The following is an 11,313-nucleotide window of genomic DNA, read 5'->3' as shown; positions in this document are numbered from 1 at the left end:
GGCGGGGGCGCATCCCAGAAGTCGTTCTCGCGCATGCTGCCTCCAACCTATCGAGATATCGTGACGATATATCTAGATAGTTGGCATGGGCAAGGGTATGTCCGGTAGGCCGGAGAAAGTTAGCGGTCGTTAACCGAGGCCTCGATCGCGGACCTCGCCATCGCGTGCAGCAGGGGCCGCATGTCCTGCGCGGGCAGCTCTCCGGCGCTGTGCGGCGTCGAGTTGAGCAGCCCGAAGACCGCGTGCGTCGCGGCGCGCAGGCGCGCGGGCGGGCAGGCGGGGTGCAGCTCGGCCAGCACGGTCACCCACTCCTCGACATAGAGGCGCTGCAGCCGCCTGATCTGCCGCCGCGCCGGCTCGGGCACGTTGCCCAGCTCCCTGTCGTGCACGGTGATCAGGGCCGGCTGCTCGATCGCGAACGTGATCTGCACGTTGAGCAGCGCGTCGAGCGTCTCCGCAGGGCCGGGGGAGGAGGTGGCGACCGCGACGGCCGACTCGCGCAGCCGCGAGCTGACGTCGAGCAGCATCTCCGACAGCAGCGCGTCCTTGCCGCTGAAGTGCCGGTAGAGCGCGGGCCCCGAGATGCCGACCGCGCCCCCGATGTCCTCGATCGAGACCCCGTGGAAGCCGCGAGCGGCGAACAGCCGGGCCGCCGCCTCCAGGATTTCCGCGCGCCGGTTGCCGCGATTGCGGGTAGAGGGAGAGACGGTGCTCACGTCTCACATGCTAGACGATTACGTTAATGATGACTAACATCCCAGCCATGGGAGGGGACTCATGAGCGAGTGGCCGGTGGTGAAGTCGGCGGCCGAGCCCGGCGCGGAGGCGTACAAACGACATGCCGAGCACAACGAGCGGCTCGCCGCCGAACTGCTCGAACGGCTCGCGGCGGCGGCGCTCGGCGGCCCCGAGCGGTCGCGGCGGCGCCACGTCGAGCGAGGCAAGCTGCTGCCGCGTGACCGCGTCGACGGCCTGCTCGACCCCGGCTCCCGTTTCCTGGAGCTGTCGCCGCTGGCCGCGGGCGGTCTCTACGACGACCAGGCCCCCGCGGCGGGCATCATCACCGGCGTCGGCAGGGTCTCGGGGCGCGAGTGTGTGATCGTCGCCAACGACGCCACCGTCAAGGGCGGCACCTACTACCCGATCACCGTCAAGAAGCACCTGCGGGCGCAGGAGGTGGCGCTGCACAACCGCCTGCCCTGCGTCTACCTCGTCGACTCCGGCGGGGCGTTCCTGCCCAGGCAGGACGAGGTGTTCCCCGACCGCGAGCACTTCGGGCGCATCTTCTACAACCAGGCCACGATGTCCGCCCGCGGCGTCCCGCAGATCGCCGCCGTGCTCGGCTCGTGCACGGCCGGCGGCGCCTACGTGCCCGCGATGAGCGACGAGGCGGTCATCGTCCGCGGCCAGGGCACGATCTTCCTGGGCGGCCCGCCCCTGGTGAAGGCCGCCACCGGCGAGGAGGTCACGGCCGAGGAGCTCGGCGGCGGCGACCTGCACTCACGCGTCAGCGGCGTCACCGACCACCTCGCCGAGGACGACGCGCACGCGCTGGCCATCGTCCGCGACATCGTCTCCACGCTGGCGCCGCGTGCCGAGCGGCCGTGGACGACGATCCGGCCGGAGCCGCCCCGGTACGATCCGCGCGACCTGTACGGCATCGTGCCCGCCGACACCCGCCAGCCCTACGACGTGCGCGAGGTGATCGCCAGGATCGTCGACGGGTCGCGGTTCCTGGAGTTCAAGGCCGAGTACGGCTCGACGCTCGTCACCGGGTTCGCCCATCTCCACGGGCATCCGGTGGGCATCGTGGCCAACAACGGCATCCTGTTCAGCGAGTCCGCCATGAAGGGCGCCCACTTCATCGAGCTGTGCGACCAGCGGCGGATCCCTCTGGTCTTCCTCCAGAACATCAGCGGCTTCATGGTCGGGAAGGCGTACGAGGCGGGCGGCATCGCCAAGCACGGGGCCAAGATGGTCACGGCCGTCTCGTGCGCCCGGGTGCCCAAGTTCACCGTGGTGATCGGCGGGTCGTTCGGCGCGGGCAACTACGCCATGGCCGGGCGGGCGTACTCGCCCAGGTTCCTGTGGATGTGGCCGAACGCCCGCATCTCGGTCATGGGCGGCGAGCAGGCCGCAAACGTGCTCACCACCGTGGGCGACGCCGACCCCGACGCGATCAGGGCCCAGTACGAGCACCAGGGCAACCCGTACTACTCCACGGCCAGGCTCTGGGACGACGGCGTGATCGACCCGGTCGACACGCGCACGGTCCTGGGCCTGGCGTTGTCCGCGGCGGCCAACGCGCCGCTCGAACCTGCCGGTTACGGCGTCTTCAGGATGTGAGCGAGGTGAAGGAAACCGTGCGAAGCACCTGGCGGGGGGCTCGCCCCCTGCGCGGGGAAGGCGTGCGTAGCGCCGCGCCGTTGGGGGGTGTGCGGGGGGCGGGCCCCCCGCAGGAGGGGTTCACGGGCGTTCTGATCGCCAACAGGGGCGAGATCGCCGTACGGATCGCTCGCACCCTGCGCGGGCTCGGCATCACGTCGGTGGCCGTGTACGTGCCGTCCGACGCGGGGGGCAAGCACACCCTCGAAGCGGACATCGCCCTTGAGGTGCCGACATATCTGGATATTGAGGCCATTATCGCGGCGGCTCTTGATTCAGGGGCGCAAGCCGTACATCCCGGTTATGGATTTCTCGCGGAGAACGCCGCGTTCGCGCGGCGCTGCGCGGAGGCCGGGCTCGTGTTCGTCGGCCCGCCCGCCGACGCCGTCGACGCGATGGGAGACAAGATCCGGGCCAAGGCCACGGTGGCGGCCGCGGGCGTGCCCGTGGTGCCCGGCCGGGCCGAGCCCGCCTCCCTGGAGGACTGGAGCGACTTCCCTGCCCTGATCAAGCCGTCCGCGGGCGGCGGTGGCAAGGGCATGGTCCTCGTACGGTCGGCGGCCGAGCTGCCCGAGGCGATCGCGTCGGCCCGGCGTACGGCACTGGCGGCCTTCGGCGACGGCACGCTGCTGATCGAGCGCTACGTCCAGAACCCGCGGCACATCGAGATCCAGATCATGGCCGACACCCACGGAAACGTCGTGCACCTGGGCGAGCGCGAGTGCAGCCTTCAGCGCAGGCACCAGAAGATCATCGAAGAGGCGCCGTCCCCCTTCGTCGGCCCCGAGACGCGCGCCCGCATGGGAGCGGCCGCGGCGGAGGCCGCGCGCGCGGTCGGCTACGTGGGGGCGGGCACGGTCGAGTTCATCGTGGACGGCACCACCGGGGCCTACCACTTCATGGAGATGAACACCCGTCTCCAGGTCGAGCACCCGGTGACCGAGCTGGTCACGGGGCTGGACCTGGTGGAGCTGCAGTTGCGGGTGGCGGCGGGCGAGCTTCTGCCGTTCGGGCAGGACGACGTGCGGCTCACCGGCCACGCCGTCGAGGCGCGCGTCTACGCCGAGGACCCGGCCCGCGGCTTCCTGCCTAGCGGCGGCCGCGTCCTGGCGCTCCGCGAACCCGGCGACCCGGGTCCCGGCGTGGCCGCGACGGCGTCGCCACGCGGCGGGGCCATCGTGCGGGTCGACTCGGGACTGGCCGAAGGAGGGGCCGTGGGCACCGCGTTCGACCCGATGCTGTCCAAGGTCATCACCTGGGCCCCCGACCGCGCGACGGCGCTCGCGGCGCTCGACCGGGCGCTCGCCAGGACGGCCGTGCTCGGCGTGGTCACCAACATCCCGTTCCTGCGCGCACTCGCCGCCCACCCGGCCGTCACGGCCGGCGAACTGGACACCGGCCTGGTCGAGCGCGTGCTCCCCGAGCTCGTCCCCGCCACGCAGGTGCCCGATGAGCTGCCCAGTGAGGTGCTCGCCGCGGCCGGGCTCGTCTTCCACGCCATGCCCCAGGGTGACGACCCGTGGGACATCACCGACGGGTGGCGGGCCGGCGAACCGGCGTGGACGACCTGGCGGCTGGAGTCGCGGGACGGCGTGCACGCGGTCCAGGTCCGCGGGCTGCCCCGTGAATCGGCCGAAGTCCGGATCGACGGCGACGCGGTGCCGGCGCGCATCCGGATCGACGAGACGCCGGCCGACACCCCTCCCGGACTTTCCGGCGGCGCGCGGCTGCACGTCACCGTCGGGGGGCGTACCGAACGATATCTCTGCGCGCGCGACGCCGACACGCTCTGGCTCGGCAGGGACGGCGCCTCGTGGGCGCTCACCCGGCACCTCATCGGCGACCCAGAGGACCGGCCGGGCGCCGCGGCGGCCGGCGACGGCGCGGTGCGCAGCCCCATGCCCGGCACCGTGCTGGTGGTCAAGGCCCAGCCCGGCGAGCGGGTCAGCGAGGGCCAGCCGCTGCTCATCGTGGAGGCCATGAAGATGGAGCACACGGTCACCGCCCCGCACGACGGCACCGTGTCCCAGCTGGCCGTGCAGGCGGGCCAGCCGGTCGACATGGACGCCGTGCTGGCCGTGGTCCGCCGTGAGCCCGGGGACAGTGAGGCTATGGACAGGGAGGCGTGATGCCGTACCCGATGGAAGGTCTTCCGCACCAGGTCACGATCTACGAGGTCGGCCCGCGCGACGGGCTGCAGAACGAGTCCGCCATCGTGCCCGTCGAGGTCAAAGCCGAGTTCATCCACCGTCTCGCCGACGCGGGGCACAAGGTGATCGAGGCGACCAGCTTCGTGCACCCGGACTGGGTGCCGCAGCTGGCCGACGCCGGAGAGCTGCTCGCCAGGCTGCACAGGAAGCCAGGAGTGCGCTATCCCGTCCTGGTCCCCAACCTGCGCGGCCTCGACCGGGCGCTCGAACTCCAGGCCGACGAGATCGCCATCTTCGCCAGCGCCACCGAGACGTTCGCCGCGAAAAACCTCAACCGCAGCCTGGAGAGCCAGTTCGACATGTTCGAGCCGGTCGTGGCCCGAGCACTCGACAACGGGCTGAAGGTGCGCGCCTACGTGTCGATGTGCTTCGGCGACCCCTGGGAAGGGCCGACACCGGTCAAGCAGGTGGTCGCGGTCGGGGAGCGGCTGCTCGGGCTCGGCTGCCACGAGCTGTCGCTCGGCGACACCATCGGCGTCGGCACGCCCGGCCACGTCACCGCCCTGATCGACGCCTTCCGCACGCCCGAGCGGCTCGCCGTGCACTTCCACGACACGTACGGGCAGGCGCTCAGCAACACCCTCGCCGCGCTCGAAGCCGGCGTGACCACCGTCGACGCCTCGACCGGAGGCATCGGCGGCTGCCCCTACGCCGCGTCCGCCACCGGCAACCTCGCCACAGAAGACCTCGTGTGGATGTTGCACGGACTCGGCATCGAGACCGGTCTCGACCTGGGCAAGCTCGTGTCCACCAGCGTCTGGCTGGCGGAGCTGCTCGCCCGGCCCAGCCCATCCCGCGTCGTACAGGCGCTTTCGAAAGGGTGACCATGCTCAAGGACGAGTACGAAGAGCTCCGCAAGACCGTCGAGGCGTTCTCGCGCGACGTGGTGGCGCCGGTGATCGGCGACTACTACGAGCGCGAGGAATTCCCGTACGACATCGTGCGGCAGATGGGTGCCATGGGGCTGTTCGGACTGCCGTTCCCTGAGGAGTACGCCGGCATGGGCGGCGACTACTTCGCGCTCTGCGTGGCACTGGAGGAGCTGGCCCGCGTCGACTCCAGCGTGGCCATCACCCTGGAGGCCGCGGTGTCGCTGGGCGCCATGCCGATCTTCAGGTTCGGCACCGAGGAGCAGCGCGAGACCTGGCTGCCCAGGCTGGCCGCGGGCGAGATGCTGGGAGCGTTCGGCCTGACGGAGCCCGGCGGCGGCACTGACGTGCCCGGCGGTATGCGCACCACGGCCGTGCCCGACGGCGACACGTGGGTGATCAACGGAACGAAGGCGTTCATCACCAACGCCGGCACCGACATCACCGGCGTCGTCGGCGTGGCCGCGCTCACCGGCGAGCGGGAGATCTCCACGATCCTGGTGCCGAGCGGCACGCCCGGGTTCACGGTGTCGAAGAAATACTCCAAGGTCGGCTGGAACGCCTCCGACACGCGCGAGTTGTCGTTCGCCGACTGCCGCGTCCCCGCCGCCAACCTGCTCGGCGAGCGCGGCCGGGGCTACGCCCAGTTCCTGCAGACCCTCGACGAGGGCCGCATCGCGATCGCCGCGCTCAGCGTCGGGCTGGCGCAGGGGTGCGTGGACGAGTGCCTGAAGTACGTCAGGGAAAGGAAGGCGTTCGGCCACCCGATCGGCCACTACCAGGCCATCCAGTTCAAGATCGCCGACATGGAGGTCCGCGCGCACACCGCCCGCCTGGCCTACCACCACGCCGCCGAGAAGATGCTGGCCGGTGAGCCGTTCAAGAAGGAGGCCGCGATCGCCAAGCTGGTCTCGTCCAACGCGGCCATGGACAACGCGCGCGACGCGACGCAGATCTTCGGCGGGTACGGGTTCATGAACGAGTTCCCCGTCGGGCGCTTCTACCGCGACGCCAAGATCCTGGAGATCGGGGAGGGCACCAGCGAGGTGCAGCGCATGCTCATCGCCCGCCAGCTGGGACTGGGCGATCTCTGAGGTTTGCGTCAGGAACATGCGACGATCTAGTGTCGTCAGTCATGACGGCTGACGATCTTCTGATCAGAAGGGCGGAGAAGGCCGACGCGGACGCGGTGTTCGCGCTGGCGCGTGAGTTCGCGCTGACCTTCAGGCCCGAGCGCGAGGCCTTCGACTTCGCCCTGCCCGAGCTGCTGGCGAACGAGGACGCCCTCCTGCTCGCGGCCGTCGTGAACGGGCGGGTCCAGGGCTATCTGCTGGGGTTCGTGCACCTCACGCTGTTCGCCAACGGACCCGTGGCCTGGGTCGAGGAGGCCATGGTCGGGCCCGGTTCGCGCCGGCAGGGCATCGGGCGGGCGCTGCTGGAGGAGTTCGAGAAGTGGGCCCGTTCGCGCGAGGCGGGCTACGTGGCGATGGCGACCCGGCGGGCGCCGGAGTTCTACCACGCGCTCGGCTACGAAGCGTCGGCCACCTTCTTCCGCAAGGTCCTGCGCTGAGCCTGGGCTGTTCCGCAAGTCCTGAGCCGCTTCCGCGAGTCCTGCGCTGAGCCTGGGCTCCTGCGGGAGCTTCGGGTCTTCCGCGCGTACCCGCGTGAGGAACCTGCCGCGAGGTCCGGCCCACGACGTCACCCGCGGGCGCGTTCTGTCGTCGCCGGATGGCATCCTTGGGGACGTGAGCATCCACGCCGTGAGTCCCTTGTTCGTCGGGCGCGCCCGTGAGCTCGCCGCCCTCGGCGACGCGCTGGTCAGGGCGCGGGCCGGGGCGTCGGCCACGGTGCTCGTCGGCGGCGAGGCCGGCGTCGGCAAGACGCGGCTGATCACCGAGTTCACCGGCCGGGCCGGCGACGCCATGGTGCTCGTCGGCGGGTGCCTGGAGCTGGGCACGGAGGGCCTGCCGTTCGCGCCGTTCACCGCCGTGCTGCGCGGGCTCGTGCGCGAGCTGGGCCGTGACGGGGTCGCGGCGCTCGTCCCCGGCGGCACCACGCGCGGGCTGGCGCGGCTCCTGCCGGAGTTCGGCGAGCCCGACAAAGACGGGCCGGAGGCCAGGGCGCGCCTGTTCGAGCAGGTGCTCGGCCTGCTCGAACGGCTCGCGGAAGAGCGTCCCGTGCTGCTGGTCGTGGAGGATGCGCACTGGGCCGACCGCTCCACCCGCGACCTGCTGTCGTTCCTCGTCCGCTACCAGCGCACCGCGGCCCGGCTGCTCATCGTCGTCTCCTACCGCGCCGACGAGCTGCACCGCACCCACCCGCTGCGCCCTCTCATCGCCGAGCTGGGCAGGATCGAGTGGGTGAGCCGGATCGAGCTGCGCAGGCTCACCCGCAAGGAGGCCGTCGAGCAGGCGGCCGGCATCCTCGACCGCGCGCCGTCCGCCGCCGACATGGATGTGATCTACGCGCGCAGCGAGGGAAACCCGCTGTTCGTCGAGGCGCTGCTGAGCGACGAGAGCGGCGGCCACGCGCTGCCCGAGTCGCTGCGCGACCTGCTGCTGGCCAGCGTCGAGCGGCTGCCCGACGAGACGCAGGAGCTGCTGCGGGTGGCCAGCGCCGGCGGGCAGCGCATCGAGCACGACCTGCTCAGCGCCGTCGCAGGGCTCGGCGAGAACGCGCTGTCCGGCGCGCTGCGGCCGGCGGTGGCGGGCAACGTCCTGGTCGTCGACGGCGAGGGCTACTCCTTCCGGCACGCGCTCATCCGCGAGGCGCTCCACGACGACCTCCTCCCCGGCGAGCACACCCGCCTGCACACCCGCTACGCCGAGGCACTGGAGCGCGACCTGTCGATCCTGCCCGCCCCGCGCGGCGCGATCGAGCTGGCCCACCACTGGCACTCCGCCCACGACTCCACGTGGGCGCTGGTCAGCGCCTGGCGCGCGGCCGCCGCGGCCCGCAAGTCCGCCGCCTACGACGAGCAGCTCAGGATGTTGTCCAGGGTGCTCGAGCTGTGGGACCAGGTGCCCGACGCGGCCGAGCGCATCGGCGCCGTCCGCGTCCGCGTGCTGCGGCAGACGGCCACGGTCGCCCACCTCGCCGGCGAATTCGAGCGCAGCATCGCCCTGGCCGGCGCCGCCCTCGCCGAGCTCGACCACGACGCCGACCCGATCGACTCGGCCCACGCGCTGCGCCAGCGCGGCCTGACCCGCTACGACCTGGGCCGCCCCGGCTACCTCGACGATCTCCGCCAGGCGGCGGCGCTGGTCCCCTCGGAAGAGCCCAGCAAGGTGCGCGCCCAGGTCCTGGAGAGCCTTTCGCGCATGCTCCACCGGCCCCAGGACCTGCCCGAACGTCTGGCCACCGCCCAGCTCGCCAGGCAGATCGGCCACGAGGTCGGCGACGCCAACGTCGAGGCCCACGCGCTGATCGACTACGCATGGGCCCGCTGGGGCTACTCCGAGATCGAGGACCAGCTCGGGGCCTTCGGGGAGGCCCGCGGCATCGCCTCAGGCGGAGGGGCGTACAACGCGCTGATGCGTTGCGCGATCTCCGAGTCCGACGCGCTGGAGGGCGCGGGCCGGCACGAGCGGGCCGCGCAGGTCGCCCGCGAGGGTGTGGCCGAAGCCGGCCACTACGGCCTGGCCCGCACGTCCGGCACGTTCCTGTCGATCAACTTGGCCGAGCCGCTGGTGTCGCTCGGGCGGTGGGACGAAGCGCTGCAAGTGATCGAGCACGCGCTCGATCTCTCGCCGCCCGCCCCCTACCGCGCCAGCCTGCAAGGGTTCGCTGCCGACATCGCGCTCGCGCGGGGCGACCACGACCGGGCCGAGACGCTGCTGGGCTCGGTGCGGGGGGTGCTGTCGCGCGGAGTCCACCGCGACCAGGTGCTGCTTCCGCATCTGCGCAGGGAAATAGGGCTGCTAGAGGCGCGCGGGCGGATCGAGGAGGCGGTGGAGACGGCGGGGCGGGCGCTGGAGGAGCACGACCTGCTGGCCAGCCCGCGATATTCGTGGCCGGTGCTGGTGGCCTTCGCCCGGCTCTTCGCCTCCGTCGCGCCGCCCGTTCCCGCCGGGGGTTCCGGTGCACCGGCGTGGTCCGGGGCGCCGTTCCTGCCGCGGCTTCGTGCGCTGGCGCAGGAGCTCGAGGTCGACGGGGCTCTCCAGCAGGCGCACCGGCTCACGTTCACCGCGCTGACCGGGCCACACCTCCCGCTCGCTGGGACGGTGCTCGCCGAGGAGCGGCGGGTCGCCGCCGGGGCCGACGGGCCTGCGGCGGTGCCCAGGGTGCTGCTCGCCAAGGGGACGGTGCTGGGCGAGAAGACGGTGTTGGATTCGGCGGCGGCCCTGGGGGAGGAGGCGGTGTTGAACGCGGCGGGGGAGTCGGATGTGGCGGCGGCGTTGAACGCGGCGGCGCTGGACGTGGCGGCGCTGGACGGATCCGCGACGCCGCTGGAGGTTGCCGCCGACCCGGCCGCCTGGCAGCTCAAGGCGTGGGACACGGCGGTGAGGGCGTGGGCCGGGCTGCGGCAGCCGTACACCGAGGCCTGGTGTCTGATGGGCTCGGCCCAGGCCGCGCTGGCGTGCGGTGACCGGCAGGAGGCCGCGGCGCGGCTGGCACGATCGAGGGAGCTCGCCGAGCGGCTCGGCGCCGGGCCGCTGATGGAGCAGCTCGACGTCTTCGGCCGCAGATCCAGGCTCGCGGGGCCGGACGCGGCGGGTGAAGCAAACCCGATGGGGCTGACGGCTCGCGAGCTGGAGGTGCTCCAGGAGGTGACGAACGGCCGCAGCAACAAGGAGATCGCGCAGGCGCTGTTCATCTCGGTCAAGACGGTGAGCGTGCACGTTTCCAACATCCTGGCCAAGCTCGGCGTCGCCACCCGGGGCGAGGCCGCGGCCACGGCCCACCGCCTCCGCCTCTTCGACGTTCCGACGTGAGTCGACCTGTCCGGCCTGGTCAGGCCGGATGCTTCACCCCACCACGGGCTCATTGCCGGCTCCCATCGTTCCGCGTTACCGGCCGCGCCACACCAGGTGAGCGAGCGGACGCACCGGCCGGTCGGCGGTTCCAGTCCACCGCCCGGGCCTGAGGCTCGCCCCTGCGAGCATGCGCCAACGGCCGGAAAAGGCTCCCGCTGGGTGGGGAGGGCGTTGGTGGGTTGGGTGTCCCGCTGGGCGGCGAGGGTGCGTTTCTCGGGGTCGAAGGTGCTTCGCTGGACGGGGAGTCCGCGTGTCACTGGTCGGTCCGAAGGCGTTTCGCTGGGCGGCGGGGTCACGCGCCGCGGGTTCGGCCCAGGCACTGCAATGGCCTGACGAGGGGGCGTGCCACCGGTTGCGGCGGGGGTTCGCCAGGGTGGCAGGCAGTGGTGGTCAGCCGGTCAGCTGGGCCTCGAGGCGGTAGCCGTCCACGGTGACGTACACCTGATCACCCGGCCGGGCGTTCAAGCGCATGAGCACCGGCTGCAGGGAGTCGAAGACCGGCTGGTGACCCTGCCACACCAGCACGATGGCGTTGTCGCCAGGGCCTGTCACCGACAGCAGCGTGCCGGGGCGCATGCCGAGCTGGGCCGCGTACCCCTCAGGCACCGGTACCGGGCCGCCCCTGAGGTGTTCCGGCGTGACCTCGATGCGCTGCCAGCGGCGCGGGTCGGAGGACGGGCCCGGCAGCGGCGGGGGTGGCGTGGACGGTGCGCCTGCCAGGCCGCCGGGCAACTTCCCTGAGCGGCTTCCCGACAGGGCCGACAACGTGGCCAGGGCGGCGGAAGGGTCGATCGAGCTCGCGTTCACCATCGGGATGGGCTGGCCGCCCCGGTGGTGGCCGTTGGCGCCGGGCGTGCGGCGGGGGAGAGGCTG

The 11,313-nt window shown here is 72.1% G+C and carries 7 protein-coding genes and 1 pseudogene; 6 read left to right on the top strand and 2 right to left on the bottom strand.

All coding sequences use genetic code 11. The features are described from left to right. Positions 1 to 119: 119 nt before the first annotated feature. Positions 120 to 716, bottom strand: coding sequence for an SACE_7040 family transcriptional regulator (locus E1294_RS48250; RefSeq protein ID WP_132518883.1), 597 nt, complete (start codon positions 714 to 716; stop codon positions 120 to 122). A gap of 61 nt (positions 717 to 777) precedes the next feature. On the opposite strand from E1294_RS48250, the gene E1294_RS48245 reads away from it, so the two are divergent. The 6 genes from E1294_RS48245 to E1294_RS57605 all read left to right on the top strand — a co-directional run bounded on the left by E1294_RS48245 (position 778) and on the right by E1294_RS57605 (position 10,398). Next, a complete protein-coding gene (locus tag E1294_RS48245) occupies positions 778 to 2,346 on the top strand; it encodes a carboxyl transferase domain-containing protein (protein ID WP_132518881.1) in 1,569 nt (522 codons plus the stop codon). Positions 2,347 to 2,435: 89 nt separating this feature from the next. Further along, positions 2,436 to 4,514 carry an acetyl/propionyl/methylcrotonyl-CoA carboxylase subunit alpha gene (locus E1294_RS48240; RefSeq protein WP_181958667.1) on the top strand — a complete coding sequence of 693 codons (2,079 nt, stop codon included), beginning with the start codon at positions 2,436 to 2,438 and terminating at the stop codon, positions 4,512 to 4,514. Further along, positions 4,514 to 5,419, top strand: coding sequence for a hydroxymethylglutaryl-CoA lyase (locus E1294_RS48235; protein ID WP_132518877.1), 906 nt, complete (start codon positions 4,514 to 4,516; stop codon positions 5,417 to 5,419). The genes E1294_RS48240 and E1294_RS48235 overlap by 1 nt, the downstream gene beginning before the upstream one ends. Positions 5,420 to 5,421: 2 nt before the next feature. Further along, positions 5,422 to 6,558 (top strand): acyl-CoA dehydrogenase family protein, encoded by a 1,137-nt coding sequence (locus E1294_RS48230; RefSeq protein WP_132518876.1) that lies wholly within the window; start codon positions 5,422 to 5,424, stop codon positions 6,556 to 6,558. Between the two features lie 41 nt (positions 6,559 to 6,599). Next, positions 6,600 to 7,034 carry a GNAT family N-acetyltransferase gene (locus tag E1294_RS48225; RefSeq protein WP_132518875.1) on the top strand — a complete coding sequence of 145 codons (435 nt, stop codon included), beginning with the start codon at positions 6,600 to 6,602 and terminating at the stop codon, positions 7,032 to 7,034. 175 nt (positions 7,035 to 7,209) lie between these two features. After that, positions 7,210 to 10,398 carry a helix-turn-helix transcriptional regulator gene (locus E1294_RS57605; RefSeq protein ID WP_132518874.1) on the top strand — a complete coding sequence of 1,063 codons (3,189 nt, stop codon included), beginning with the start codon at positions 7,210 to 7,212 and terminating at the stop codon, positions 10,396 to 10,398. A 432-nt stretch (positions 10,399 to 10,830) separates the two neighbouring features. Here the strand turns inward: E1294_RS57605 and E1294_RS53765 are convergent. Next, positions 10,831 to 11,313: pseudogene (locus E1294_RS53765) on the bottom strand (hypothetical protein); the annotation flags it as partial.

It is taken from the genome of Nonomuraea diastatica, assembly GCF_004349015.1.
Classification (GTDB): Bacteria; Actinomycetota; Actinomycetes; order Streptosporangiales; family Streptosporangiaceae; genus Nonomuraea; species Nonomuraea diastatica.
The sequence above is the reverse complement of the archived record's forward strand: the minus strand, read 5'-3'. Positions and strand labels throughout refer to the sequence as shown.